Source organism: Terrimonas alba (genome assembly GCF_042434975.1).
Lineage (GTDB): Bacteria > Bacteroidota > Bacteroidia > Chitinophagales > Chitinophagaceae > Terrimonas_B > Terrimonas_B alba.
In genome coordinates, this window is record NZ_JBHMQM010000001.1 from 260,296 (window position 1) to 286,638 (window position 26,343).

A 26,343-nucleotide genomic window follows, 5' to 3' on the forward strand; every position below is an offset into this window, starting at 1 on the left:
CGGAATATAGGCAATAACCTCAATTTTATTGGTCAAACGAACTTTCGCCACTTTACGCAAAGCTGAGTTTGGTTTCTTAGGAGTAGTAGTGTACACACGGGTACAAACTCCACGACGCTGTGGACACTGGTCAAGAGCCCTCGATTTACTCTTAGCCCTGATAATTTCTCTTCCTTTTCTTACTAACTGTTGAATAGTAGGCATTATTAACCTTTATTTTTGGGAGGGCAAAGGTAAAGGCCTGATGGTTAAATACCAAAAAAACGACCTTTTATTTATCAGTATAATTTTTGCCGCCCCGTTTACTAAATGCAAAAAATCCCGAACTTAAGACTTATCGGGATTCAAGGCTTTGTTATTTAAATAATTAGACTTTCCACATCCATCCGTATTTATCTTCTATTCTTCCTTCCCGGATATCTGTCAACCACCTTTTTACAGAGTCGGAGATTTTGTAATTGTCTGTATCGAAGATCATCGAATATCCCTTATAATTTAATTCTTTGATGGGGGCGATTACAGCTGCTGTGCCGGTTCCAAATACCTCTTTGATTTTTCCAGCCTTATACGCCTCAACCACTTCATCAATACTGATTTTTCTTTCCTCAACCGGAATGTTCATTTCAGCCAGGCCCTGCATCACACTTGCCCGGGTCACTCCTTCCAGTATAGTCCCTTCTTCCAATGATGGAGTAATAGCCACATTACCTATTATAAAGAACACATTCATCATACCTACTTCCTGTAGCCATTTGTGCTCAAACGCATCTGTCCACAACACCTGGTCATAGCCTTTTTGTTTGGCCAAACTAGAGGCAAGCATACTTCCCCCATAATTACCGGCATTTTTAGAAAACCCAACACCACCAGGTGCTGCCCGGGTATACTTTTCCTCGATTGAAATTTTCATTGGGGATGCAAAATATGGACCGGTAGGACTAAGGATAATAATAAATTTATATGTTTCAGAAGGTCTTACTCCCAATACTGCATCTGTCGAAAACATAAATGGACGGATATAAAGGGAATGGTCCTTTTGAGCAGGTATCCATTTTTTGTCCAGGGCAATCAACTGGCGCATGCCTTCCATGAATATTTCTTCCGGGATAAGCGGCATATTCATCCTCTCAGCCGACTTGTTAAAACGCCGGAAATTATCCTGTGGCCTGAAGATATACGCATTGTCATTACTATCCTTATATGCTTTTATACCTTCAAAAATGGCCTGGCCATAATGAAGAGCCGCAAGGGAAGGCTCCAGCAGCAAAGGTTGATATGGTTTTATTTCAACATTTGTCCACTCGCCATTTTCATAATCTGCCTCCAGCATGTGATCAGTAAAATATTTTCCAAATGGTACATTTTCCAGACTTATGTCCTGCAATTTGCTTCTTTCAGCTTTTGTAATTGAAATAGGTAACGCCTCCGTCATAATAGTTTACTTTTGAGCCGTCAAAGAAACGAAAAAAAGCTAACACTCATTTGTAACACTTGTAAGTTTTATGGGTTTAAATGATCTGCGATTATCTCCCAACCTGTTATCGGCGCTCTATCCTTCATCCCTAATAAATTCGGAAGAGCCGGTTGGTTCAAAGTCAGTACAAAAAACTGAAAGCAGAGCCGAAATCCCCGCTAAACCAGCAGTGGAAGAACCTTATTGGAAATATTTGGGGAACAATGGTAAAAATATCCTGATTGTAGTAAGCTATCCTGATGCCGTTCATCTACCCGATGATGAGCTGGGATTTTTAACAAACATGCTCACGGCTTGTAAGTTAAACTTGGGTGACGTTGCTATTATAAATAAAAATAGCTATCAGGACAGAGAGTATAAAGAGTTCCTGGAAAATTTTAAAAGCAAAATTGTGCTGCTTTTCGGTGTAGATCCTCTCGCCTTTGGACTACCGGTAGGATTTCCCCAGTTCCAGGTTCAATCAGTTGCAAACTGCAAGTTTCTATTTTCTTCTTCTCTCGAACAAACCAGGAATGATTCTTTGCTAAAAAGTAAGCTTTGGGTCAGCCTTCGGAGTATTTTCGGTATTTAACATTCACTGCTAATACAAGGGTAAATCGAAAACCCTTATCTTGTTTCCATGAAGTTGATTTTTGCTACCAATAACCAATATAAAGTAGATGAAATCCGTCACATTATCGGCTCACATTTTCAATTGCTGACGTTAAAGGAGGCAGGAATTGATATTGACATTCCTGAACCACATGCAACAATAGAAGAAAATGCGTCAGAAAAGTCACGTACAATTTATAAGTTGACTCACACCAATTGCATTAGCGAGGACACAGGCCTTGAAGTTACAGCCTTAAATGGCGAACCCGGAGTTAAAAGTGCCCGGTATGCGGGTGAGGATAAATCCTTCGATAAAAACATCGACAAGCTATTGTATAATCTGGAAGGCAAGACCGATACAACAGCCCGTTTTAAAACAATTATTTCTCTGATCATTGACGGAACGGAGCATCTCTTTGAAGGTGTTTGCGAAGGGAAGATAATTTTTGAGAAAAAAGGCAGCCAGGGTTTTGGTTATGATCCCGTTTTTGTTCCACAAGGATCAGACAAAACTTTTGGCGAAATGTCCCTAGAAGAAAAAACAAAATTCAGCCACCGTAAAAAAGCGACTGAAAAACTGGTAACATTTTTGAACCACCTGGTATAAAATAATAAACTTGAGCCTCCAAAGCAACCAAAATATTACCGAAAGCGACTTAATTAATGGATGTATTAATGGCAACCGGCGTATGCAGGAAGAATTGTACCGCCGTTTCTCTCCCCGCATGTATGCTGTGTGCCTTCGATATGCTGGTAATGCAGAAGAGGCAGAGGATATTTTACAGGAAGGTTTTATCAAGGTTTATAAAAAACTGGAAAGTTTCCGTAGTGAAGGCTCTTTTGAAGGTTGGGTGAGGAGAATTTTTGTCAATACAGCTATTGAACATTTTCGCCGTAAGCGTTATTTGCAACCGGTTACTGAAAAAGAGGAAAACACCCTGGAAGGAAATTACCTTTCCATTCTGGACAATCTTGCGGAAAGAGATATCATGAAATTGGTGCAGGATCTGTCGCCCGGCTACCGTACCGTTTTTAACATGTATGTGATAGAAGGATACACTCACAAGGAGATTGGCGATATGCTTGGCATTAGTGAAGGAACCAGCAAATCACAACTTTCGAGAGCAAAAGTGATTTTGCAGGATATGGTAAAAAAGTTTTTAGAAGAAAAAGAGATGCAACGATAAGATGAGCAGCCTGAAAAATAAGATGATTAGCTATGAAGTGACGCCGCCGGTGGATAGCTGGAAAAAGATCGCCGCTGCATTGGATGAAGCTCACACACCGAATCAGTTTCCATCCCGTATGTATAATATGGAAATCATGCCTCCGGCCACGGCATGGGAAAAAATTGAAGATTCTTTAAACAGCAGCACTGATACTCCTGTTATTGCCCCGGTAAAAAGATTGTCGCCCTGGTCTCGTTATGCAGCAGCGGCTATCCTGATAGGAGTTGTAGCTTTTGGCGTCATTCGGTTTACCATGACAAGCAATGATTCTATTAATAGTACTGCACGGGTTAACGAATCAAAAGATAGTAGTACGCCTCTAAATAATTTGAACATAACCGGCGGGACCGCGGGCACTGATCTGGATTCGGATAAATCGGCAAAACAGGATGTTGCAGTCGGGGAAAATAAGCCAACAATTACTAAGTCTTCATCTACAGTAAAGAAAACTCCAAGAACCATTCATACAGTAGCGACAAGACGCAATAACGTTATGAATGATGTGAGCGAAGATCTTTCACAAACATTATATGCCTACGCCGATCATATACCAACACTTGCGGACAGGTATGTTATGCTCATGACACCAGATGGAAATATTATCCGCATGTCCAAAAAATGGAGTGACCTGCTTTGTTGCGTATCGGGCGAAGAGCAGGACGCTGACTGCAAGGATCAACTAAAAAAATGGCAACAAAAAATTGCTTCTTCTGAATTAGCGCCATCTCCGGGCAACTTTATGGATATTTTGGGTTTGGTAAACTCATTGAATGAGAGCAATGGGTTGTAATCTGGCCTGTTTCACTAATTTTATTGCCAAACATTTTACATGCCAAGAATAAAAATTGACCTGCCTGCAAATTTGAATTTTCGAACTTCTATACCTGTTCGCATCACGGATATTAACTATGGAGGTCATGTTGGTAACGATGCTATTCTGTCCCTCATCCATGAAGCAAGAATGCAATTTTTAAAAAATATTGGGTATTCAGAGCTGGAGTTTTCGGGTGTGGGTTTAATCATGACGGATGCCGGAATAGAATTCAAAAATGAGTTGTTTTACGGCGATATCGTTCTTGCATCCGTCGGTTGTACCAATCTAAGCAAGGTTAGCTTCGATATATTTTACAAATTGGAAAAGACCGTAAACGATTTATCGCAATTGGTGGCAACAGCAAAAACCGGGATGGTTTGTTATGATTACACGAAGAAGAAGGTGAGTTCAATACCTGAAGATGCAAGAGAAAAATTAATTAACTAAAGAATAGTACAGGAACAGATTTTTTTGATGCAAATTGCTTGTCGCTCCCTGTTACTGATCGTTCCATATCCGCCAGCTTTCCTCAGCCTGTAACACCAACATTTCATAACCATTTTTTATGGCAGCGCCCTGCTCCTCTCCTTTCTGTAAAAACAATGTTTTTTCAGGATTATAGATCAGGTCAAATAAGTAGTGTTTGTCAGTCAGAGCATGATAAGGAATTTGAGGCGCTTCGACAATGTTAGGATACATACCAAGTGGTGTGCAGTTAATGATTAAAGTATACTCCTGCATCAATGATGGGGTCAACTGCTCATACGAAAAGCTTTGAGCGGATGGTTTACGTGAAACATAATGATACGAAATATTTAATTGTTGCAAGGAATACTCTACAGCCTTTGCAGCGCCTCCGGTACCCAATATCAGGGCCCTGGTATGATGTGATTTTAGTTTCTCTTTTAACGATTGCACAAAAGCCGGCGCATCGGTATTGTGTCCAATTAACTTACCCCCATTGATTTTTATGCAATTGCAGGCTTTAATTTTCTTTACCAGGGCTGTCTTTTCATGCAGGTACGACAGAACCTGTTCCTTATAAGGTATCGTTACATTAAGCCCGCAAAGTTCCGGGTTGCTTTTTAAAACAGCCGGCAAATCATCAATCGAAGGAATAGAAAATGTGTCATACCGACAATCTTTCAAAAGTTCTTTCTCAAATTTTTTGGTAAAAAATTTCTGAGAGAATGATTGTGACAACGGATATCCTATTAATCCAAATTGCCTCATCAGGCTTCTTTTTTATCAAGGTATAAGTCAAATGTATCGCCGCGAAGACCGATACGCATCGCTTCCAGTGGTATCACTTCGGTAGGCGCTATATTTCCCAGGTTTACATTACAACCGAGCAACTCTATAAAATATAATTGCTGTGCTTTTTGCGGAGCCTCCCAAATGATTTTTTCACCGGGGATCTGCGTCAAAATTTCCTGCACCAATCCTTCTCTCACTTCTCCCGAGCCGCGGTAAATACCTACATTTCCCGCCTCTCTTGCCTCTGCGATCACATAACTCGAACCCGCACTCAATTCAGCCCGCATCAATTCAATCCATTTATATGGGGGAATGATATGGGCGGCATCTTTACTACCCACCTCACTTAAAACCACACCATGCTTCGTCAGCTTTTCGATGTATCCGCACTTTTCAGCATGTGGAATAGTAATAGATCCATCACTTACTTCCATATAACTGATGCCAAAATCTTTACACACCGATATGTATTCGTCAAACTGGTTACGAATCAAAAAGGCTTCAAACAATGTGCCACCGAAATAAATGGGAAGATCATAAGAGCGATACAGTTCCAGCTTTTCCCTAAGATTAGGCGTAACGTAGGATGTACCAAACCCGAGTTTTATAATATCGACATGCGGATAAGAAACGCTAAGAAAGTTTTTTGCTTCATTTATGCTCAGTCCTTTGTCCATTACCATAGTGATACCGGCGGTACGGGGTCTTTGATTACGATCCGGCATCTGAGTGAGGTTAAAATTCATGCTCTCGAATTTTTTTTCTGATTTTGATGATACTTCTTCAGCGCTTTTACAGCTATTCTTGTATGCACTGCAAGAACCCAAACTTTACTACCAGGTAATGAGGCCGAAGCAATATTCATTCAGGCGGGCAAAAATAGGAAAGAATAGGTATAGAATTATTGATATGCCGCAATTAAAGCCCGTTTAAATGGACTTGTTTCGCTTAAATCTCGCCAATACATCGACCACTTGCTGGTTTTGCAAACTGGCTGGATTTAATTCTATAAACTTTTTAAGAAGTTTAGGCGCAGTTTCCATTCCCCGTTCAAGTTGCAGGATCGCTTCTTTTGTCTTCCGTTTCGATAGCAAAATAGCGGCCTTATAGAAATGAAAAATTGGTTTGCCATTGGTCACTTGCAAAGCGGCATTTGCCTGTTCGAGAGCTTCATCGCTAAACTCTGCTTTATATAAACATCTTATCAATGCCTCCCACCCTGCCACATTACGGGGTCTTACCCTCACCACGTTAGAAAAATATTGAACGGCATCTTTGTATAGGCCCAATTGCATTTTACATTCACCCATCAGCAAATTATACTCAGGCTGCGGACGATGAATTTTAATTGCATGCTCCAATTGCTTTATGCAACTCTCCCATTGATGTTCGTTAAAATAAGTGCAGGCGATTTTATAAAATATCTTGCTGTCATCCTGGTTTAGATGTGAAGCTTTTCTATAATAAAACCTGGCTTCAGCAAATTTTTTCAACCGATCATAGCAATGACCAATAGCTTCATAGATCACCACCTCAGGCTTTGATAATTCAGTCACTTTTTCTAATGCCTCTATTGCTTGCTTATATTTTCGCAGACGGATATATGCATCACCCATATTACGATATGCATAGTCAAATTTTTCTTCAATAGCAATCGCATATTGATAAGCATCTACTGCCTTCTCATACAATTTCAATCCCTGATAAGCGGCGGCCAGATTAAACCAGGCTAATTCATTGTATGGGAAATCGTCGATAATTTTCTGGTGAAGCCGGATACTCTCCTCGTTTCTACCGGTAAAATCTGTCCAAAAACAAATCTTATATAAAGCCTCTTCATTATTCGGATCTTCTTCGAGAATAATCTTCAGACAGTCGAAGACTTTTTCAAATTCTTCGTAATCATCATAGACATCTGCCAATTCAAATAACAGCTCAATTCGCTCTTCTCCTTCAAAAGTTGTCAAAGCCTCCTCCAAAAGAGCCACAGCATTTTCCTGTTCATCCAGGGCCAGATAGGCATCTGTTTTTAAGATATAAAGATTGATATCGCTGCTGTCAAATAAGGAAGCTTTGTCCAAAATGTCCAATGCCTCCCGGTAACGACGAATAGCCAATAATATATCTGCTTTGCGAATTAATAACAGTGAGGAAAATGGGTACTGTTCGATAGCAATGTTTGCCGCTTCTAATGCTCTTGATAATTCTTCTTTCTCCTCAAAATAGTTGACGATTTTTTCAAAAGCCTCTTCCTCGATAAAAGAGTGGCTGCGGCCATTTTTTAGATTTTCATATTGTCGGAGCAGTTCCCGCATTTGCTCCCGGTCTTCCTGGTAGGGGTTTTCTCTCATCAAAACTCTGCTTTAGATACAAAATAAAGATCCGTTTTACTCAATAATTCTAAGCGATGTACTGCTTGGTAAGTGATTGCTATCAACAAGTTATCCTAAAAAACGAAAAATTCCACCATTTTGTTTTCCCCATATGTGAAGAATAATCTTAAATTTTCCTGGATTTTGTGTAACAATTTTGTCGCCCGGGCGTTAAATAAGTACTAAAATTCTTGACAAGCGGTTTGACTTTATAGTTTCTTTTATGTTAAATTTGCTCTGAATTGAAAACTAACTATTTTATATCAGCGACATCTTTCAGAAAACTAGCCATCGTAATGTTGTTAGCAGCCTCTACTATCGGGGCATTTGCAACATTAGGAACAGGCAGGGATAAAAAAGGAAAAACAGGAAAATCCTCGCTTCTTTCTATCAAAACATATCAAAACCCTGGTTCATTCTCCTTACAATCTGGCTTTAACTTCCGTGGTAGCCAGGTAATTAGCCATCAGGAAAATAAATATATCAACCTGAATACAATGGTTTCTTACAAACAAGGACACACCACTTATATCATGCCCTTGAAGAAAAAGGTAGCGCTGAATGGCAGAGTTACTTTCAATCCCAATGCTGCAACCCGTTAATCAATTTCCCGCACTTTTTGTTTCCTCGTACGTCATCACCCTGTAACCGGATTTAGGCAGGTCGAATTTTGCTGCAGGCACCAGGTTGAAGTTTATGCTTGACACTGTATAGGTAACTTTTTGTTTTCCCATTGTGGCTTCGTATTGCATTGCCAGGCCGGGTAACTCTTTGTTCAAATATTGAAAGTCTTTGTTTACCGGCACGAGATCTTTTGTGAAATATACAGTGAAGGTGCTTCCATCTGCCAGCTTACCGATAGCTTTCTGGCAATTATAACCTGCAATAGTTTTATACTCATTTTCGTAAGTAAATGTGCTACCCTCATATTTTTTATTGGACGCCTTCCAATTTGCCGGTGTCATATTGATCATGTATTTCTGCTCACCATAATCCTTAAGAATAGTGACGTTGCCGGTCTTTCCATCAATAATGGTCGATTGAGTTCCCAAGGAGCTGATCATTTCGGAACGACTAGAATTTCCTTTTAAGTAGATAACGCTTACAGCACCATCCAGCAAATCTGCAGCTTTAGGTGTAGTATTATTGGTATTAATAACGATATCATAAGAAATAGTGGCCTCAGTCAGCTTCTTTTGCCCATATAGGTTAAAAGAACAAACACAAACGACTAACACAACTATTGAAAAAATCTTTTTCATTTTATTGAATGGTTTATTCACATTTATAAGACGAGCCAATTTATAATAAGTTGCGTTACAAAAAAAACCGGATTTCAATAAACTGAAACCCGGTCTGCATTAAGAGTATTTTAACTATACCAATTATTTTTTGGCTTTCTGTTGCATTTCTTTAAGTTTCTTCTGTTGTTCCTGCATCTGCTCCATTCGCTCCTGCCACTTTGATTTTGTTTTTGGTTTTTTCCGATTCTCTGCAATCTGCGCTATGATCTTGTCATGATCGATAATATAGTTCTGAATGACAAATTGCAAAATCAACGTGATGATGTTTGATACAGTATAATACCAGGTCAATGCCGAAGGAAGTTTGTTGAAGATGAATAAAAGAAACACAGGGAATATATACGGCATGTATTTCATTACCGGGTTGCTTTGATCCGGTGACATGCTCATGCTATAGACGGAGATCAACAAACTTGTCAAAACCGCCGTAATTGTAAACAAGCTTAAATGACTTCCAAGCAACGGAATATTAACGCCAAATTTTATGACATCATCAAAAGCCGAAAGATCCTTTGCCCACAGAAAATCGGCACCGCGAAGATCCACGCTGGAGCTGAAGAAGCTATACAAAGCAAAGAAGATAGGAATTTGCAATAGTGCGGGGATACAACCACCCAAAGGATTTACACCTGCTTCACGAAACAATTTCATCTGCTCCATGCTCATAGCCTGTTGATCGGCACCAAACTTTTCTTTCAAAGCAGCTATCTCCGGACGAAGAGCTTTCATTTTGGCTCCGCTTAAATAACTCTTGTATGAAAGTGGAGAAATAACCAAACGAATAAACAGGGTTAAGAAAGCAATAACCCAACCGTAACTTGTAATAAAGCTTTTGATAAAATCCCAAACCGGCAATACAATATACTTATTCAACGGACGAACAAAGGCATACATGCCTTGTCCCAGGTTAATAAGCTTACCCATTTGCTGATCGTACTTTGTCAGCAAATGATAATCGGCGGGACCATAAAAAATATTGAAATTAACTTTTGCAGCAGACGCAACCGGCACTTCCACCTTCATATCCGATATTGACTGAGCAAGAATCTTTTTTTCATCCGAAGGTATTTCCCAGTTCATTTTACCAGACGAAAAACTATTTTTTGTGATCAGGAAAGTATTAAAAAATCGCTGTCTCACACCGATCCATTTAACCGGCTTTGAAAAATTAACACTGCTGCGGCGACCTATCGTATGATAATCAAATTCACCATCTTCGACATATCCAATTTGTGTATTCTGTTTTTCGAAATCAATATCAGACTCCTGCTGGGCAGCCGTGTATTGCCAGTTCAAATTCATGACTCCGCCTGTTAACAATTTATCCGCTCCGTTCAACTGAACGTCGAAATCAAGCATGTAATCATTGGGCTTTAGCGTAAATTGATGATTGATTGAGTGAGTGCCTGCACTATCCGCTGATTTTAAAAGAAAAGAAACTGTTTGACTGCCGTCGGCATTTTTAACTATTGTTCCTGGCTCGAAGAAAAGATCAGCGGTCTGCGCACTCTGGTTATTGCCGGTGTTAATAGAGTAACTGATCTTATCAAAATCAGATGCGGCCAATCTTACATGGCCACTGTCCATATTTTTAAATTTCTTTAGCTCAACCCATTTCGGTTGAGCTCCTTTATTGGTAAAGGCAATTTTAAAAAGGTCATTGTCTACAATGGTCAATTGTTCCGTACCATTAGCCGCAGTTTGAAAATTGCCGGCTTTGGTTACTCTGCCGATTGAGTCAGCCTTTATTGAATCAATTTTTTGTGCTAATGTATCAGGTTTGGGCTTATTAGCATTTGTAATAGAATCAAGCCTCGCCTGCTCTTTTTTAAATGCAGCCTGTTCTTTGTTGTTATAATAGAAATACCCGAAAAAAAGCGCCGCCAGAACTACAAATCCAATGACGGTATTACGGTCGAAATTCATCAGCTATAAAAATTTAAAGAGCCGCAAAGATAGGGTAAAGCAGGAAGTCAGGGGGCGGAAGTAAGAGGCCGCAAAAAAGAAGTCAGAAGTGAAAGGTCAAAAAATAAGAGTAGGTCAGAAATTCGACTGCTGGCTCATGCTGTTGACCTCTGACTTCCTTTCTAAATCATCTCTTTTTGTAATACAGGTGTTTTTATATCAGCGGCTTTTTCCGCATAGCATTTTGCCGCTTTTATAAACCGCACAAATATCGGCTGTGGGTTTTCAACGGTACTTTTCAGTTCCGGGTGATATTGTACACCTATAAAAAATGGATGATCAGGCAGTTCAACAATTTCTACTAATCCCGTAGCTGGGTTTTTCCCGCTGGCGATCATACCTGATTTCTCAAACTGGGCCAGATATTTATTGTTAAACTCCCAGCGGTGACGATGACGTTCACTTACCATAGTAGTTCCATAAATCGAATGAGCCAGCGAATTTTCTTTTATTTCGCAAGGATAAGCTCCCAACCGCATGGTGCCGCCTTTTGCAGTTATTTGCTTTTGCTCCTCCATCAGGTCGATTACAGGATCCTTTGTTTGTGGATCCATTTCCGTTGAATTGGCCTGGCTAAGTCCAATAACATTTCTGGCAAACTCAATGACAGCCATTTGCATTCCCAGGCAAATACCAAAGAATGGCAATCCCCTTTCCCTGGCGTATTTAACAGCTGTAATTTTCCCTTCCACACCACGTTGTCCAAAGCCCGGTGCTACCAATAATCCATCCATGCCGGCCAGCTTTTCTGACACATTATTTTCTGTGATATACTCACTGTGCACATTAACGACCTGGACCAGGCATTCGTTTATTGCACCTGCATGAACAAACGCTTCAAGTATTGATTTATAAGCATCCTGCAACTCAAGATATTTACCGATCAAACCAATGGTAACCTTGCTTTTCGGGTATTTTAATTTATCCAGGAATTCTTTCCACTTTATCAGTTCAGCTTCCTTATAAGAAGTAATATTGAGCTTTTTAAGACAAATAAGGTCAAGCTTTTCCCTCATCATCATCAAAGGCACTTCGTAAATTGTCGGTGCATCCATTGATTCAATGACGGCTTCAGGTTTTACATTACAGAATAACGCAATTTTTCTGCGTAAATCAATCGTAAGCGGTTTTTCCATGCGGCATACGATGATGTCAGGATGAACCCCTTCCTGGCTGAGCATTCTTACGCTATGTTGTGTGGGTTTTGTTTTAAGCTCCTTTGCAGCTTTCAGATAGGGTATCAACGTAAGATGTATCACTACCGTATCTTCTTCAGGAAGCTCCCACTGCAATTGACGAACGGCTTCAACAAAAGGCAGACTCTCAATATCACCAACCGTACCACCAATTTCTGTGATGACAATATCGTATTTATCTCCCTGGCCCAGCTCCATCATCCGGCGTTTTATCTCATCTGTAATGTGAGGTACTACTTGTACTGTTTTGCCTAAATAAGCTCCTTCTCTTTCCTTATTAATAACTGTCTGGTAGATGCGGCCGGTAGTAACATTATTGGCCTGCGATGTATAGATGTTTAAAAATCTTTCATAATGACCAAGATCAAGATCTGTTTCGGCGCCGTCTTCTGTTACATAACATTCGCCATGCTCATAGGGATTTAACGTACCCGGATCAACATTGATATAAGGGTCAAACTTTTGTATGGTAACACGTAATCCTCTTGCCTGTAATAATTTGGCCAGCGAAGCGGCAATAATACCTTTACCCAAAGAAGAAGAAACACCACCGGTAACAAAAATATACTTAGCCATAAAATGGTCAATTTATCATCGTATTAAAAAAAGATGGAATAGGGCAAATACTAATTTGCTCAGCAACAACACCGTACTTAACCATTTCGTTCTACAAAAAGAAAGAAAAATCAGCCCCACCCAAACTGACCATCGGACATTTCGCTAAATTCAATGTAAAGGAAGAAATTTCCAAGAGGTCATGCAAAGCTAAGGCAATTTTTTTAGGTGCTGAAATTTGAAATTTTTGTTGGGGGAAAATTGAGGGTAATAATATTGGGTGGCTATGATAAATTCAAAATGCTTACTACTTTGTCAACGATTTTAAACCTGATTTAAAGTTCGTACCTATATGTACAACAAACTATTTCAACTAAAATCTACGTTGTTGCTGGTCGTACTAAGCTTACACTTTACCTGCCTTTCCCAAAAAGATGAAACCAAAATAGATATTGACAATTTCGATGTAAGCACTATTTCGATTTCCTTTCCCGACGAGAAGATTAAATTGCCTATTCCTGTTACTTCTATCCAGGTTTATGATAGCCGGTTTGATACATCCTGCCTGGGAATAATTAAGAATGGCGTTAGTAGCCGCCTGCGATTATTGAAATCCAGGAGAAACCTCAGACATGAGCTAAAAGCCTTTTACACTCATCTCGCTGATCCGATTTTAAAAGATAGCGTTGATGTTGAGCTCTGTTGCTTTGTTAAAAAGCTTATTTTATCGGATCATATTGTAACAGACATCAATGAGGGGCAAAAACTTTCCGCCAAAAAATATGATATGGAAGAAAATGGAGGCCTGCTTTTTATGGTAGAATTTTATGCAGGAGTCAATAATTATTATATCCCTTTATGCCGCTTCGATACGATACTGGCTGGTGATAAAAACATCGTAAAAGGTGGTGATCGATATTTGCAGGATGCGTTGAAGGCCAGTTTGCATAAAATAGCTACTGTTAACTGGGAAAAAACAATATCAAAAAACAAGAAGCTAAGCCGGGAGAAAATTTCCGAATACAATAATACCAGGTTTAATCTGGCTATTCTGAATAGTCATCCCACAAAAGGAATTTATCGCAATTTTGAAGACTTCAAAAACAATACTCCACTGCCGATAGAGTACACATTGGATAAAAATAAAACAGGCGATTTTTTATATGTAAAAAATGAGAAAGGAGAAGATACTCTTTATATGAATTTATGGGGTTATAGTGACGGCAAGGACATGTTTATTTTTTCAGCAAGTAATTTTTTTAAGCTGCATCGAAGTCACAACGGGTTCAAAATATATGGCGCAAAAGATTTTACCAGTAAAAGAAACCTTAGAGCCAATTTTGGTTTGATAGATTTGGTTTCACCTAACTCGAATTATTCTAAATCTCAAACACGAAGCAAGTATTACCTTATTAAAAGTTTTTTTATACTGGATATGGAAACAGGTGAGCTTTATTAGGTGAAACTGAATCTTTAGAAAAAATCATTCCTCTCAGGTTCATAATCCTGTAACTGTAGATGAGTTCATAACCCTTTTTTTCCAATGCATTTGCATGCTGCGGACTAGCATAAATGAAATAAGATTTCCTGGGAAATAACCTGCAGGATACTTCCAATTTATTCAAAAAGATATTTAAGGTCTCCTCCACAAAAGGATTGAACATAAAAAATACCGAATCATCCGGTTGAATGGCATAATCGACAACGTCAGCATTTATCACCTGCCAATTGATTCCCGGAATAAGCACTTGCGTTTTATTCATATTTAAAATGGCTTCCTGGCAAAGTTCTTTGGCAAAATCAATCCCGGTAATATGGGTAAACCCGAAATATGCCGACACTGCCATCACTCTCCCTTTACCGCAACCGAGATCAACAATAGAATGAGAGTTCGAAAATTTGCGAAAGGCTTTCAACAGCATTTCCAGCATATAGTAATTCACCGCTTCGTAAGGCGACGACTTGCTGATATCAGCATTTTGAATACTGAGATGTTTTAATGCAACAGGAGAAAAAGTGCGAATCTTGTATTTAATACCTCCGCGAATGTCATGGTACAACGTAAAAAAAGCCAGCCAGATATTCCAACTGATGGCGATATAAAAAAAGAAGCGGATGTATTGAACAACAGTTTTCACGGCAAACATGTTGCTATTTCCTGTTACAGAAATTTGTAACTGACTGGTATCCTATTAGTCTTTCGCAATCTTTTTATAGCTAGCCACGACACCGCGTATTAATGAAGAGCTGAACCCCCGATGCTCCATTTCATTTAACCCGGCAATGGTACAGCCTTTTGGTGTTGTTACTTTATCTATCTCCTGTTCAGGATGAGTTCCTTTTTGTAATAGTAGTTCCGCAGCGCCTTTAACGGTCTGGGCGGCTATCAAAGAAGCAGTGGCAGCGTCAAAACCAATTTCAATTCCTCCCTGGATATTAGCCCGGATATATCGCATAGCATAAGCAGTACCACAAGCGGCCAGGACAGTAGACGCCTCCATCAATTTTTCATCTATCGAAACGACCTTACCAACAGTGCTGAATAAATCATTTACATATTTAGTGGTGGCTCCGTCAGCATCTTTACTGCAAATACAGGTCATGCTTTCCTGGATGGCGATAGCCGTATTGGGCATAGCCCTGAAATAAGAAATATTTTTCTTAACGATCGTTTCCATCTCGTTAATCAGGACGCCAGTCACTACAGAAATCAATATTTTGCCTTTGCTTAACTCTTTTGAAATACCACCCAACACCTCTGCTACCTGAAATGGTTTTACTGCCAATATTATCACTTCACTTTTTTTAACAGCAGCAGCATTATCATCAGTCACCTCCACTCCCTTTTCTTTAAATGATTTAAGTGTAGCTGTGTTGCGTTTTGTGATAATGATATCGGAAGGCTTGCTGAATTTACTTTTTAATAACCCCTCGGCAATAGCTGTTCCAAGGTTGCCTCCGCCTATTATAGCGATCTTCTTTGCCATTTATACAATTTTGATAAAGATACAATTCGTTTGCAATGAAAAAGGGAGCAGGTCGGTTGCTCCCATTGATAATTAAAAATTTTAAATACAGAATCGCTAGTTCGTGTGCCACAGGAATACGGCGACTTTTTTTACTCTCCTCTATTTCCTGCTAAATAGAGCTCAAGGCTGACCCTGCTTCTTCTTTTGCAAGATAATTTTCAATAGCTGTATCATATTTTTCTTTCCACCAGTCGATGGTTCCCCAAAAGTCACCATCGATCACTATCTCGCCGGTTGTAACAACGCCAATCTTTTCATGCGGGAAGCTGCCCAGCAGTTTTTCAAAATCATTTACTTTGTCCAGTGATACGCTCACCAATACCCTGCTTTGCGCTTCGCCAAACAACCAGGCATCTTTTCTGAATTCGTTATTAGTAATAATTGAAAACCCAAGCTCACGATTGAAACCACTTTCGCATAATGTAACAAACAAGCCTCCCTCGCTTACATCATGTGCTGACCCGATCATTTTTTTGCTGATGGCTTCAGCAATTTTTTGCTGAAGAGCATATTCTTCCTCCAACGAAAAATAGGGAGCCGGAGAAAATTTAGCCCCGGCAATTTTATGAAGGTATTCAGACCCATTGATATCATTTTTCGAACTTCCCACCAGGTAAAGAATATCACCTTCTTCTTTCAGGTCCAATGTCATTTTATCCGAAACATTTTCCAGCAACCCTACCATACCGATAGTAGGTGTAGGATTTACCGGACCATCAGGATTTTGATTGTAGAAACTCACGTTACCCCCTGTTACCGGTGTATCAAATTTTCTACAAGCATCTCCCATGCCTTTTATAGCATTTACAAACTGGTAGTATACTTCCGGATCATATGGATTTCCAAAATTCAGGCAGTTAGTGACTCCCAATGGCTGACCTCCGCTGCATACAATATTTCTTGCAGCTTCACTCACTGCAATCATGGCTCCTTTGTAAGGATCGGCATATACATAGCGGCTGTTACAATCTGTAGTGACAGCGAGACCTTTTTTCGATCCTTTTACAACTACAACGGCCGCATCGGTGGGTGTATTGGTTGATGTATTCACGGTACCCACCATACTATCATACTGGGTATATATCCAACGTTTCGATGCAATGGTTGGTAATTGTATGAGTTGTTCTGCTGCAGCTTTTAAATTTTCGGACTCAGCAACTGAAGACAGACTGAACTTTGCGATTTCAGCTAAATAGGCCGGCTCACGGTACTCCCGATCGTATTGAGGAGCACCTCCGCCTAATACTAACTCGTGAGCAGGTATTGAGGCTTCCAGCTCTCCATGCATATAAAAATTCAATATCCCGTCATCGGTCACCTCTCCAATTACTGAGCAGGGCAAATCCCATTTTTCAAACACTTTTCTTACAATGTCTTCCTTGCCTTTTTCCGCTACCATCAACATCCTTTCCTGGCTTTCGCTCAAAAGCAACTCCCAGGCTTTCATATTTTGTTGTCTTGTGGGTACCTTATCAAGATCAATTCGCATACCTACTTCACCTTTGGCACTCATTTCCGCAGTGGAACAAATGATACCAGCTGCCCCCATGTCCTGCATGCCGACCACGGCACCTGTTTGTATTACTTCAAGGCAGGCTTCAAGCAATTTTTTTTCCTGGAAAGGATCACCAACCTGTACAGCTGGCAAATCCTGAGCACTTTCCTCCGTAATATCAGCCGATGCAAAAGACGCCCCGCCTATCCCATCTTTTCCGGTCGCACTTCCTACAAACATTACGGGATTTCCTTTACCAAGCGCTGTTGCTGAAACCGTTTCACCGGCTTTTACAATACCCACACTCATAGCGTTTACCAGTGGGTTGGTATGATAACATTCATCAAAATATATTTCGCCGCCGACCGTAGGCACACCAAAACAGTTTCCATAATGGCCGATACCGTGAACCACTCCTGATAACAGGTGCTGGGTTTTATCTTCCTCCAGGTTTCCAAAACGAAGAGAGTTCAACGATGCAATAGGCCGTGCACCCATGGTGAAAATATCACGATGGATACCGCCAACACCGGTAGCAGCTCCCTGGAAGGGCTCGATCGCAGATGGGTGATTGTGCGATTCAATCTTAAACACTACGCCAAGCCCATCACCAATATCCATCAATCCGGCATTTTCTTCTCCCGCCTTCACCAGCATCTTCCCGCCCTCCCTTGGCAAGGTCTTCAGCCATTTAATAGAATTTTTATAACTGCAATGCTCACTCCACATGGCGGAGAAAGCACAGAGTTCATTAAAATTGGGCGTTCTTCCCAGTTTCTTTTGTATCAGTTCAAATTCTTCTTCGGTAAGCCTGAGCTGCTGAGCTGTTTTAAGCGTTATTTCCATGAAAAATGTAATAGTTGATTGAAGGTGGCAAAACTACGGAAATACAAAGTAAGAGGCCGCTGGGGGAAGTGAAAAGTGAAAAGAAAGAAGTCAAAAAATCGGTTTTGCCTTTTCACCTTTGATTTTTGCAGACCTGCCCAATCGCTTACCGCAGGTTTCGGCCACTTATACTTCTGATAATAATGTCTATTTTGCAACCTCAAAACCCTACCGTTTGGATTATTTCTTTTTTGCAGGCTACCTTGTCCTATTTTCATGGTTAGTAACCAAAACCGGCTTTTTTAACAAATCAGGATTAAGCAAATCACAGCTCGTTATTATTTTTTTACTGAAAGTAATTGCTGGTATTTTTTATGGCTGGATGGGTCATTTTTATGGCGGTTTTGCGCAAATGATAGATACGTGGAACTATCATAATAATGGTCTGGCAGAATTTCACTTGTTGCAAACAAATCCACATCAATATTTCACCAATATTTTCCATGACCCGTATAATAAAGAAGGGGTCGATAGTTTTTTTGGTTCTAAAAACTCTTATTGGAACGATTTAAAAGGAAATGTATTCACCAAAATCGTTTCCATTTTTCACATATTCAGCTTTGGACAATACTATATTAATGTAATATTCTACGCTTTCATTTCACTTTTTGGACCGATAGCCATTTACAGGGTAATGATGGATGTGTTTCCGGATAGAAAAAACCTGCTGCTCTTAGCAATTTTCTTCACCCCCTCTTTTTTCTATTGGTCAAGCGGCATTCATAAGGAAGGCCTGATTTTCACAGGCATCGCATTAATTGTTTATCACGTTTATTATGGTTTTAAAGAAAAAAGATTTGCAATAAAAAGATGGTTAGCGATCTTATTAGGCCTGATCATTCTTTTACTATTAAGAAATTTTGTGCTGGTTATCATTCTTCCGGCTCTTTTTGCCTGGCTACTTGCTAATAAGTGGCCGAAGTATTCGCTGGCTTGTTTTAGTGGGGTCTATCTTTTTTGCCTGCTCTGCTTTTTTGGGTTACGCTTTATAGACTCCAGGCTCGATTTTCCACAAGCGGTTGTAAGCAAACAACAGGCCTTTATTGAAAATGTAGGAAAATCAAGCGTCCCCATCAAGGAGTTGGAGCCTACTGTATTGAGTTTTGTTGAAAACACGCCGCAAGCAATTACACTATCTGTTATAAGACCCTACCCAAGTGACGTTAAGCATTTACTTTCTCTCGCTGCCGCGGTTGAAACAGATGTATTATTATTGATATTTTTATTATACCTGCTATATCGGCGAAGGGAAAAGATCATTTCAAAAAACATTCTTTATTTCTGCGTATTTTTTTCATTGACATTGTTGCTGGCTATTGGCTTTAGCGTAAACAACCTGGGCGCCATAGTTCGTTACCGGAGCATAGTGCTTCCTTTAATAATACCTTTAATTGTGGTACAAACGGACTGGAAAGCTATCGCAACTACTTTTGCCGGAAGAAACAAAAAGGACTTTGCAACGACTAAAATATGACCTACTATACTGAGATAGTAAAAGCAGCATGGAAAGGATATGACGCTTCCCGGAAGATCATGACCATTGAAGATATCAGTCCAATGGTTTCAACCAATCACGTTTATAAGGTCACTTTTACCGACGAAGACTTTATCATCGCAAAGTTGTCAACCTTCGGTAAATACGAGCATTTCAAGGAAGATCACCGAATCATTCATTCACTGGCAAATAACCTGTTGTATCCCTTCGAAAACCTTTTGGCAAAAAGTCTTTTAAAAAACAACCGGGTCTACACGTATCGTCACCGAAAAAGCAATATAGATGCATGGGTCGTTTTTTATAATCCAAGCCGCGTAATGCAGGTCATGCCACGTCGCTTACAGGAAGGACATATCCGCAGTTTTGGAAAACAAATCGGCAAATTTCATCTTGCCTGTAGCAGGATACGCAATGTATTGCCCAAAAGCAGTAAGACACTAAGAACGGACATTAATACATTACTTGATCAATTGGAAACAGATGAAAAAAGATTTAACAACAAAGAACATGTTAAGCTGATAAAGCATCATTGTGAAATGTTTCTGAAAAACAGGAATAAATGCAATGCCGGGAGTTTCGAAACCATACCTGTTTTTATTGATTGGAATATTGGTAATTTTTCTGTGGTTGATAATTTTCAACTATTCAGCCGCTGGGACTACGATTGGTTCAGGATGAGTAGCCGGATGATGGACTTTTATTTTTTTAGCCGGGTAGTGAGTGATGCGGGTGACAGAACCGTTTGGAGCTATGTAATCGGACCGATGATGGAAGACCGGTTCATGATTTTCCTCAGTGAATATCATTCTATAAATCCATTAATGGCCGATGAAATACGTTTTTTACGGGAAGTGTATCGCTTTTTTATTTTGAATTACGTAATCAAGAATGGCGTTTACTTTTTCAGCGAACATTTTTCAAAAAAACTATACAACGAAGCTATTGAAATATATCTGCCATCGGTAGACCGGGATTTCGATCCCGATAAAATCATTGATCACTTAAAGATCAGTAAGTAGCTGGCGGATAAAAAAATTGTTATGACAGATTTCAAATCCCTGCTGGAAAATTATAAAGTCATCTTGTTTGATGCTTACGGCGTCGTAAAAAATTACAAGGGCCTGATCCCAGGCATTGAAAACACCTTTAACTGGCTGGACGAGCAACAAAAAGCCTACTATATCCTTACCAACGATGCCAGCCGCAGCCCCGAACTTTTGGCAGAATCATATTATAAAAGTGGCTTGAATCATATTACACCCGATAAGATTATTTCATCGGGCATGCTGGCAAAAGAATTTCTTGATCTGAAAGTAAAACAGGGGCTTGTAGCTTACCTGGGAACAGAAAATTCGGCCCATTATATCGAGCACCCCGGTTTGGAAACTTTGCCACTGCAAAAAATGACCGAGGATAACATCAATGACATAACAGCCCTTGTATTACTCGACGATGAAGGATTTGACTGGATGGATGGATTAAACAAAGCCGTCAATTTACTTCGCCGGCGAACAATACCGGCCATCGTTGCCAATCCAGATGGAGCTTATCCCATGTCTAAAAGGGAGATCGGTATCGCCATTGGCGGACTGTCTTATATGATCGAAAAAATAACCGGCCGAAAATTCATCCGCTTTGGCAAGCCTGATTCTCAAATATTCATGTTTGCCTGGGAATATATTTTATCGCTTTACCCGGGCATCACTAAAAAGGATATCTTAATGGTGGGTGATACGCTCCACACCGACATCCTGGGTGGGAACAAGTTCGGCCTCGATACCGTGCTGGTACTTACGGGCAATTTGCTGCCGGAGGATTATGAAACCCGGATTATCTCTACGGGCATTGCTCCTACTTTTATCTGTGAAAGCGCCGTTGTATTTGGAATGTAATTATAAAAAATGCTAATCTGAAGGAATCGTTTCGAAATTGGCCATAAATAATGATCGTTAGTGTCAAAATATCCACTTTTTTCAACAGACTGTCCTGATTTTTGCCTTTATTGTTGTAAAATTGCAAATTATTTTATTTATCAATAAACAATCCTTCGTTTTATGGCAGTAAAGTTAGAATACGTTTGGCTTGATGGTTACAAGCCCACCCAAAGTCTCCGCAGCAAAACAAAAATTGAAAAAGAATTTAGTGGCAAACTGGCCGATCTACCAATGTGGAGCTTCGACGGTTCTTCAACTGAACAGGCGCCAGGCGGATCATCTGACTGTTTATTGAAACCAGTATTTGTTGTCCCCGATCCGCAGCGTAAAAACGGTTACCTGGTAATGTGCGAAGTTTTGAATGCTGATGGTACTCCTCATGCATCAAATGGCCGTGCTTTGATCGATGATGATGACAATGATTTTTGGTTTGGATTCGAACAAGAATATTTCCTTTGGGATAATCAAACAAATAAGCCTCTTGGCTTTCCTGCCGGTGGTTTTCCTGGCCCGCAGGGCCCATATTATTGCTCAGTTGGAGCAGCTAATGCTTTTGGCCGTGACATCATTGAAGAGCATTTGGATGCATGTCTCGAAGCAGGTCTGAATGTTGAAGGTATCAATGCCGAAGTAGCAGCTGGCCAGTGGGAGTTTCAAATATTTGCTAAAGGTGCTAAAGAAGCCGGCGACCAAATCTGGCTCGGTCGCTACCTTCTCGAGAGAATTGGCGAGAAACACGGAGTTTCTGTAAACTGGCATTGTAAGCCTTTGGGTGCCCTGGATTGGAACGGAAGCGGTATGCATGCTAACTTCTCAAACAGCTTGTTGAGAAATGGAGGCAGCAAAGAAATATTTGATAAAGTGTGCGAAGCTTTCCGCCCTGTTGTAAAAGAGCATATCGAAGTTTACGGAGCTGACAACCACTTGCGTTTGACTGGTAAACACGAGACAGCAAGCATCCATGACTTCAGCTATGGCGTTTCCGACCGTGGTGCATCTATCCGCATACCTGTGATGGTTCCGGCAAAAGGATGGAAAGGATATTTGGAAGATCGTCGTCCAAACTCTGCCGCTGATCCTTACAAAGTGGCAGCACGCATCATTAAAACAGTAAAATCTGTAAAAGCATAATTTTGGAAAAGGCATGTCTTCGGGACATGCCTTTATTCTTTTCGGTTTTTATTGTCAATAATTATTTGATCCCTTCCGTCTTTGTATGAGAGGGATTTTTTTTCTTTGCCAAAAGTATACAACTATGTCACTAAGGTTTCATGCATTAGAAGAGCTGACAGCCAATGGTCAACTTGACATCGATAGTTCCAAAAAAATCACCGGTGTTTTTGGCAGCAATGTTTTTACCCTAAAAGTTGCCCGTGAATATTTGAGTGATGAGGCATATAAAAGTCTTGCCAATTCAACAAAGTCAGGACAAAAGATTGACAGAACTGTTGCCAATCAAATTGCCACTGGTATGCGGGCCTGGGCCGAAAACAAAGGAGTCACCCATTTTACTCACTGGTTTCAACCCTTAACCGGAACTACTGCCGAAAAACATGATTCGTTTTTCACCATAAAAGGCGATGGTACATCGATTGAACAGTTTGAAGGCGATGCATTGATACAGCAGGAACCCGATGCTTCTTCATTTCCAAGCGGCGGATTACGTGCCACATTTGAAGCAAGAGGTTATACTGCATGGGACCCTTCTTCCCCTGCTTTTGTCATGGAAATTGGTAATGGCAAAACACTTTGTATTCCTACTATCTTTGTTTCTTATACCGGTGAATCATTAGACTATAAAGCCCCCTTGCTGAAAGCGGCAGAAGCTTTGAACAAAGCCGCGGTAGATGTTTGCAATTATTTTGATAAAAACATAAGCCGTGTTACTTCTACGCTGGGATGGGAGCAGGAATACTTTGTTATCGATGAAGCTATGTTCAATGCCCGTCCTGACCTTGTTATGTGTGGCCGTACGGTGTATGGACATAACTCTGCCAGAAACCAGCAACTGGAAGACCACTATTTTGGCTCCATACCTGAAAGAATTTATGCTTACATGCGGGACTTCGAAACCGAATCTTATAAATTAGGTATTCCCTTGCGGACAAGGCACAACGAAGTAGCCCCGGCGCAATTCGAATGTGCTCCTATTTTCGAAGAAGTAAGTGTGGCGGTAGATCACAACTCACTTTTGATGGATGTGATGGATCGTGTAGCACGGCGTCACAGCCTTCGTGTATTACTGCATGAAAAACCGTTTGCAGGTATCAACGGAAGTGGAAAGCATAATAACTGGAGTATGTCAACCGATACGGGAGTAAATCTTTTAGGCCCCGGTAAAACTCCAAAGACGAACCTGATGTTCCTGACTTTTTTTGTTAACACAATAAAAGCGGTGCACGACTACTCCGATCTTTTAAGAGCATCCATTGCATCAGCGCCCAATGATCATCGCCTTGGCGCCAATGAAGCACCGCCTGCTATCATTTCTGTTTTTATCGGTCAATACCTGACCAAAGTATTGCAGGATGTAAAGGAAAGAGTGGGCGACAAGTTTGATGAGCAGGATGAAAGCATGCTGAAAATCGATATTCATAAAAGCATTCCTGAACTGATGATGGACAACACGGACAGAAATCGTACATCGCCATTTGCTTTTACAGGAAACAAATTTGAATTCCGTGCTGTGGGATCGTCGGCGAATTGTGCGAATCCCATGACAGTGCTGAATACCATCATGGCTGATACATTGAAGAAATTTAAAGACGATGTCGATGCATTAATCGAGAAAGGTGAGAAAAAAGAGATCGCTATCATGCATGTGATCCGTGAATATATAGTTGCCAGCGAAAAAGTATTATTTGAAGGTGACGGTTATAGTCAAAGCTGGGAAAAGGAAGCTGAAAAAAGAGGTTTACCTAATGTGAAGACTACTCCCCTGGCCCTGGATGCAATGGTTACCGACAAAGCAAAACGGCTTTTTGAGAGCAATGATATTTTTACACATTCCGAACTGGAAGCCCGTCATGAAATAGAGCTGGAAAAATACATCAAGAAAGTGCAGATCGAAAGCCGCATCATGGGAGAACTGGCTACCAGTCATATTTTGCCACCCGCTATCCGTTATCAAAATTTATTAACTAATAATATCCGCGGATTGAAAGAAGCTGGACTTCCCGAGTCGGCTTACAGCAACCAAAAACAAATTCTCGATAAAATATCAGAGCACATCAACAAGGCAAGCGACCTGGTTGAAAAAATGATCGAAGCCAGAAAGATCTGCAACAACATAGAAGACACAAGAACAAAGGCCATCGCTTATCAAAGCCAGGTAAAGGATGCGTTCTTCGATAAGATCCGTTATCATGCGGATAAATTGGAATTGCTCGTTGATGACAGGGAGTGGTATTTGCCAAAATACAGGGAAATGCTATTTCTCCGGTAATTTCTAAGACCACCTTGAAGAACTGTTATATTTTTTAAACCCTCCCTATCCGGAGGGTTTAAATTTTTGTGGCGCTAAAAATTTTCCTTCATTACCCGCAACACATTTTCACCCAATATTTTTTTTATTGACTTTTTTGAATATCCTCTTCGTAGCAACTCCTCCGTTATTTTTGGATAAGCAGTCACATCATCCATTCCAACCGGCAATGAACTTACTCCGTCATAGTCTGCACCGATGCCCACATGATCGTCGCCGATTAATTTTACAACATAATCAATATGATCAACCAGGTCGGCTACAGTGGGCCGAATCTTTTCCAGCTCAGCCTTTGAATATTCCTGGAGCCTGGATTTCATGGTCGCCGAGTCTTTGTATATTTTAAACAGCGAATCCTGCAAACCATTTTTTGCTGCATTTTTGAAATATTCCGATCGTTCTTCAAAGGCTTTACTTATAAAACCCGAATAAAAATTAATGCAGATCACACCGCCATTTTTTTTCAATGCCCTAAGTTGATCATCTTTTACGTTGCGAAATACCGGGCATATATTCCAAACCGAGCTATGCGATAGCAAAACCGGCTTCGATGAAATGGCAATGGCATCATAAAATGTTTGCTCACCTGTATGAGAAAGATCAACTATTACTCCTAACTCATTCATTCGTTTCACCACTTGTTTACCAAAACTGGTGAGCCCTTTTTGTTTCAAGCTACCGGGATGTAAAGTTTCATCCATGGCACTGGAAGCCCAATCCGTACTGTTGTTCCAGGTGAGTGTCATGTAACGCATTCCCCGCTTATACAAAGCTTCCAGTTTTTGCAAATCATCTTCTATCATATGCCCACCCTCCACTCCCACAAGAGAAACCAGTTTTCCTTGCTTAATTCCTTTTTTTGCATCGGCATATGTTCTTGCCATCAGCATTCTGTCTTTGTTTCTGGCCACAATGCTTTCAAGAGAATCTATTTCCTGGTTAGCATCTTTATATACCCCTTCTTTATTCCTGGGTTCCGGACCGGTGAATACTGAAAAGAACTGCACGTCTACTCCACCCAATTTAAACCTGTCAAGATCGCTATGCCCTTCACCGATCCGGTGTGAAATATCCTTACCGTCCAACACGGCAGAGGAAAGAACATCATTATGCGTATCAATTAAAACAGCTTTTGAATGCAATTTTTTATATCCTTGTGAATATCCAACACTACATGAAATCAACAGCATTGAAAAACAGATCCATTTTTTCATCATTCACTATTTCAGATTAAGAAAAAAAAAATCCCAGCTACGAGCCGGGA

General features: G+C 40.3%; 23 protein-coding genes and 1 pseudogene. 12 read left to right on the top strand and 12 right to left on the bottom strand.

Annotated features, from left to right (window positions below):
* Window positions 1-204, bottom strand: a pseudogene (locus ACFEL9_RS01270) (30S ribosomal protein S12); the annotation flags it as partial.
* A 163-nt stretch (window positions 205-367) separates the two neighbouring features.
* Window positions 368-1,432, bottom strand: a complete 1,065-nt coding sequence (locus ACFEL9_RS01275; RefSeq protein ID WP_385885413.1) for a branched-chain amino acid aminotransferase — start codon at window positions 1,430-1,432, stop codon at window positions 368-370.
* Between the two features lie 70 nt (window positions 1,433-1,502).
* Here ACFEL9_RS01275 and ACFEL9_RS01280 point away from each other — a divergent pair, with 70 nt between their 5' ends.
* From ACFEL9_RS01280 to ACFEL9_RS01300, 5 genes are read left to right on the top strand one after another with little or no spacing between them, the layout of a single operon-like run.
* Window positions 1,503-2,045, top strand: a complete 543-nt coding sequence (locus ACFEL9_RS01280; protein ID WP_385885415.1) for a hypothetical protein — start codon at window positions 1,503-1,505, stop codon at window positions 2,043-2,045.
* A gap of 48 nt (window positions 2,046-2,093) precedes the next feature.
* Window positions 2,094-2,672: an RdgB/HAM1 family non-canonical purine NTP pyrophosphatase gene (rdgB, locus tag ACFEL9_RS01285; RefSeq protein WP_385885416.1), complete on the top strand. Its 579-nt coding sequence runs from the start codon at window positions 2,094-2,096 to the stop codon at window positions 2,670-2,672.
* Window positions 2,673-2,682: 10 nt separating this feature from the next.
* Window positions 2,683-3,252: an RNA polymerase sigma factor gene (locus ACFEL9_RS01290; protein WP_385885418.1), complete on the top strand. Its 570-nt coding sequence runs from the start codon at window positions 2,683-2,685 to the stop codon at window positions 3,250-3,252.
* 1 nt (window position 3,253) lies between these two features.
* Window positions 3,254-4,084, top strand: a complete 831-nt coding sequence (locus tag ACFEL9_RS01295; protein ID WP_385885419.1) for a hypothetical protein — start codon at window positions 3,254-3,256, stop codon at window positions 4,082-4,084.
* Between the two features lie 39 nt (window positions 4,085-4,123).
* Complete coding sequence (locus ACFEL9_RS01300; RefSeq protein ID WP_385885421.1) at window positions 4,124-4,555, top strand: acyl-CoA thioesterase; 432 nt, start codon at window positions 4,124-4,126, stop codon at window positions 4,553-4,555.
* 51 nt (window positions 4,556-4,606) lie between these two features.
* Here the strand turns inward: ACFEL9_RS01300 and ACFEL9_RS01305 are convergent, their stop codons facing one another.
* From ACFEL9_RS01305 to ACFEL9_RS01315, 3 genes are all read right to left on the bottom strand, one after another.
* Window positions 4,607-5,341 carry a shikimate dehydrogenase family protein gene (locus ACFEL9_RS01305; protein ID WP_385885423.1) on the bottom strand — a complete coding sequence of 245 codons (735 nt, stop codon included), beginning with the start codon at window positions 5,339-5,341 and terminating at the stop codon, window positions 4,607-4,609.
* A complete protein-coding gene (locus ACFEL9_RS01310; RefSeq protein ID WP_276504267.1) occupies window positions 5,341-6,111 on the bottom strand; it encodes a phosphosulfolactate synthase in 771 nt (256 codons plus the stop codon). The genes ACFEL9_RS01305 and ACFEL9_RS01310 overlap by 1 nt, the downstream gene beginning before the upstream one ends.
* A gap of 183 nt (window positions 6,112-6,294) precedes the next feature.
* Window positions 6,295-7,716, bottom strand: a complete 1,422-nt coding sequence (locus ACFEL9_RS01315) for a tetratricopeptide repeat protein (protein WP_385885425.1) — start codon at window positions 7,714-7,716, stop codon at window positions 6,295-6,297.
* A 263-nt stretch (window positions 7,717-7,979) separates the two neighbouring features.
* Here ACFEL9_RS01315 and ACFEL9_RS01320 point away from each other — a divergent pair, with 263 nt between their 5' ends.
* Window positions 7,980-8,339, top strand: a complete 360-nt coding sequence (locus ACFEL9_RS01320; protein ID WP_385885427.1) for a hypothetical protein — start codon at window positions 7,980-7,982, stop codon at window positions 8,337-8,339.
* Here the strand turns inward: ACFEL9_RS01320 and ACFEL9_RS01325 are convergent, their stop codons facing one another.
* The 3 genes from ACFEL9_RS01325 to pyrG form a co-directional block, all read right to left on the bottom strand.
* The gene (locus ACFEL9_RS01325; protein WP_385885429.1) at window positions 8,340-8,999 is read right to left on the bottom strand and encodes a DUF4412 domain-containing protein; all 660 of its coding nucleotides are present in this window, start codon (window positions 8,997-8,999) and stop codon (window positions 8,340-8,342) included.
* A gap of 123 nt (window positions 9,000-9,122) precedes the next feature.
* The gene (gene yidC, locus ACFEL9_RS01330; protein ID WP_385885430.1) at window positions 9,123-10,967 is read right to left on the bottom strand and encodes a membrane protein insertase YidC; all 1,845 of its coding nucleotides are present in this window, start codon (window positions 10,965-10,967) and stop codon (window positions 9,123-9,125) included.
* Between the two features lie 161 nt (window positions 10,968-11,128).
* Window positions 11,129-12,778, bottom strand: a complete 1,650-nt coding sequence (gene pyrG / locus ACFEL9_RS01335) for a CTP synthase (protein ID WP_385885432.1) — start codon at window positions 12,776-12,778, stop codon at window positions 11,129-11,131.
* Window positions 12,779-13,109: 331 nt separating this feature from the next.
* Between pyrG and ACFEL9_RS01340 the strand changes: the two genes are divergently transcribed.
* Window positions 13,110-14,216, top strand: a complete 1,107-nt coding sequence (locus tag ACFEL9_RS01340; protein ID WP_385885434.1) for a hypothetical protein — start codon at window positions 13,110-13,112, stop codon at window positions 14,214-14,216.
* Here ACFEL9_RS01340 and ACFEL9_RS01345 read toward each other — a convergent pair.
* The 3 genes from ACFEL9_RS01345 to purL all read right to left on the bottom strand — a co-directional run bounded on the left by ACFEL9_RS01345 (window position 14,182) and on the right by purL (window position 18,127).
* Window positions 14,182-14,895, bottom strand: a complete 714-nt coding sequence (locus ACFEL9_RS01345) for a class I SAM-dependent methyltransferase (protein WP_385885436.1) — start codon at window positions 14,893-14,895, stop codon at window positions 14,182-14,184. The two genes, ACFEL9_RS01340 and ACFEL9_RS01345, sit on opposite strands and share 35 nt — an antisense overlap.
* A gap of 54 nt (window positions 14,896-14,949) precedes the next feature.
* Window positions 14,950-15,744 carry a pyrroline-5-carboxylate reductase gene (gene proC, locus ACFEL9_RS01350; protein ID WP_385885438.1) on the bottom strand — a complete coding sequence of 265 codons (795 nt, stop codon included), beginning with the start codon at window positions 15,742-15,744 and terminating at the stop codon, window positions 14,950-14,952.
* Between the two features lie 151 nt (window positions 15,745-15,895).
* A complete protein-coding gene (gene purL / locus ACFEL9_RS01355) occupies window positions 15,896-18,127 on the bottom strand; it encodes a phosphoribosylformylglycinamidine synthase subunit PurL (RefSeq protein WP_385885440.1) in 2,232 nt (743 codons plus the stop codon).
* Between the two features lie 118 nt (window positions 18,128-18,245).
* Between purL and ACFEL9_RS01360 the strand changes: the two genes are divergently transcribed.
* From ACFEL9_RS01360 to ACFEL9_RS01380, 5 genes are all read left to right on the top strand, one after another.
* On the top strand, window positions 18,246-19,640 hold the full coding sequence (locus ACFEL9_RS01360) for a hypothetical protein (RefSeq protein ID WP_385885442.1): 1,395 nt from the start codon (window positions 18,246-18,248) through the stop codon (window positions 19,638-19,640).
* Window positions 19,637-20,680: a hypothetical protein gene (locus ACFEL9_RS01365; RefSeq protein WP_385885444.1), complete on the top strand. Its 1,044-nt coding sequence runs from the start codon at window positions 19,637-19,639 to the stop codon at window positions 20,678-20,680. The genes ACFEL9_RS01360 and ACFEL9_RS01365 overlap by 4 nt, the downstream gene beginning before the upstream one ends.
* Window positions 20,681-20,701: 21 nt before the next feature.
* Window positions 20,702-21,553, top strand: coding sequence for an HAD-IIA family hydrolase (locus tag ACFEL9_RS01370; protein WP_385885446.1), 852 nt, complete (start codon window positions 20,702-20,704; stop codon window positions 21,551-21,553).
* A gap of 162 nt (window positions 21,554-21,715) precedes the next feature.
* Window positions 21,716-22,726, top strand: coding sequence for a glutamine synthetase beta-grasp domain-containing protein (locus ACFEL9_RS01375; protein ID WP_385885448.1), 1,011 nt, complete (start codon window positions 21,716-21,718; stop codon window positions 22,724-22,726).
* A gap of 124 nt (window positions 22,727-22,850) precedes the next feature.
* Entirely contained in the window at window positions 22,851-25,040 is a 2,190-nt protein-coding gene (locus tag ACFEL9_RS01380) for a glutamine synthetase III family protein (protein ID WP_385885450.1), read from the top strand.
* Between the two features lie 74 nt (window positions 25,041-25,114).
* Here the strand turns inward: ACFEL9_RS01380 and ACFEL9_RS01385 are convergent, their stop codons facing one another.
* Entirely contained in the window at window positions 25,115-26,269 is a 1,155-nt protein-coding gene (locus tag ACFEL9_RS01385; RefSeq protein ID WP_385885452.1) for a dipeptidase, read from the bottom strand.
* Window positions 26,270-26,343 lie beyond the last annotated feature (74 nt).

What these genes read in the sequence shown, in the direction of transcription:
- ACFEL9_RS01325 (WP_385885429.1), bottom strand. Translation starts at nt 8,999, where the DNA reads ATGAAAAAGATTTTTTCAATAGTTGTGTTAGTCGTTTGTGTTTGTTCT.
- yidC (WP_385885430.1), bottom strand. Translation starts at nt 10,967, where the DNA reads ATGAATTTCGACCGTAATACCGTCATTGGATTTGTAGTTCTGGCGGCG.
- ACFEL9_RS01370 (WP_385885446.1), top strand. Translation starts at nt 20,702, where the DNA reads ATGACAGATTTCAAATCCCTGCTGGAAAATTATAAAGTCATCTTGTTT.
- ACFEL9_RS01385 (WP_385885452.1), bottom strand. Translation starts at nt 26,269, where the DNA reads ATGCTGTTGATTTCATGTAGTGTTGGATATTCACAAGGATATAAAAAA.
- ACFEL9_RS01305 (WP_385885423.1), bottom strand. Translation starts at nt 5,341, where the DNA reads ATGAGGCAATTTGGATTAATAGGATATCCGTTGTCACAATCATTCTCT.
- ACFEL9_RS01280 (WP_385885415.1), top strand. Translation starts at nt 1,503, where the DNA reads ATGGGTTTAAATGATCTGCGATTATCTCCCAACCTGTTATCGGCGCTC.
- purL (WP_385885440.1), bottom strand. Translation starts at nt 18,127, where the DNA reads ATGGAAATAACGCTTAAAACAGCTCAGCAGCTCAGGCTTACCGAAGAA.
- ACFEL9_RS01340 (WP_385885434.1), top strand. Translation starts at nt 13,110, where the DNA reads ATGTACAACAAACTATTTCAACTAAAATCTACGTTGTTGCTGGTCGTA.
- ACFEL9_RS01380 (WP_385885450.1), top strand. Translation starts at nt 22,851, where the DNA reads ATGTCACTAAGGTTTCATGCATTAGAAGAGCTGACAGCCAATGGTCAA.
- ACFEL9_RS01365 (WP_385885444.1), top strand. Translation starts at nt 19,637, where the DNA reads ATGACCTACTATACTGAGATAGTAAAAGCAGCATGGAAAGGATATGAC.
- ACFEL9_RS01310 (WP_276504267.1), bottom strand. Translation starts at nt 6,111, where the DNA reads ATGAATTTTAACCTCACTCAGATGCCGGATCGTAATCAAAGACCCCGT.
- pyrG (WP_385885432.1), bottom strand. Translation starts at nt 12,778, where the DNA reads ATGGCTAAGTATATTTTTGTTACCGGTGGTGTTTCTTCTTCTTTGGGT.
- rdgB (WP_385885416.1), top strand. Translation starts at nt 2,094, where the DNA reads ATGAAGTTGATTTTTGCTACCAATAACCAATATAAAGTAGATGAAATC.
- ACFEL9_RS01300 (WP_385885421.1), top strand. Translation starts at nt 4,124, where the DNA reads ATGCCAAGAATAAAAATTGACCTGCCTGCAAATTTGAATTTTCGAACT.
- proC (WP_385885438.1), bottom strand. Translation starts at nt 15,744, where the DNA reads ATGGCAAAGAAGATCGCTATAATAGGCGGAGGCAACCTTGGAACAGCT.
- ACFEL9_RS01375 (WP_385885448.1), top strand. Translation starts at nt 21,716, where the DNA reads ATGGCAGTAAAGTTAGAATACGTTTGGCTTGATGGTTACAAGCCCACC.
- ACFEL9_RS01295 (WP_385885419.1), top strand. Translation starts at nt 3,254, where the DNA reads ATGAGCAGCCTGAAAAATAAGATGATTAGCTATGAAGTGACGCCGCCG.
- ACFEL9_RS01275 (WP_385885413.1), bottom strand. Translation starts at nt 1,432, where the DNA reads ATGACGGAGGCGTTACCTATTTCAATTACAAAAGCTGAAAGAAGCAAA.
- ACFEL9_RS01315 (WP_385885425.1), bottom strand. Translation starts at nt 7,716, where the DNA reads ATGAGAGAAAACCCCTACCAGGAAGACCGGGAGCAAATGCGGGAACTG.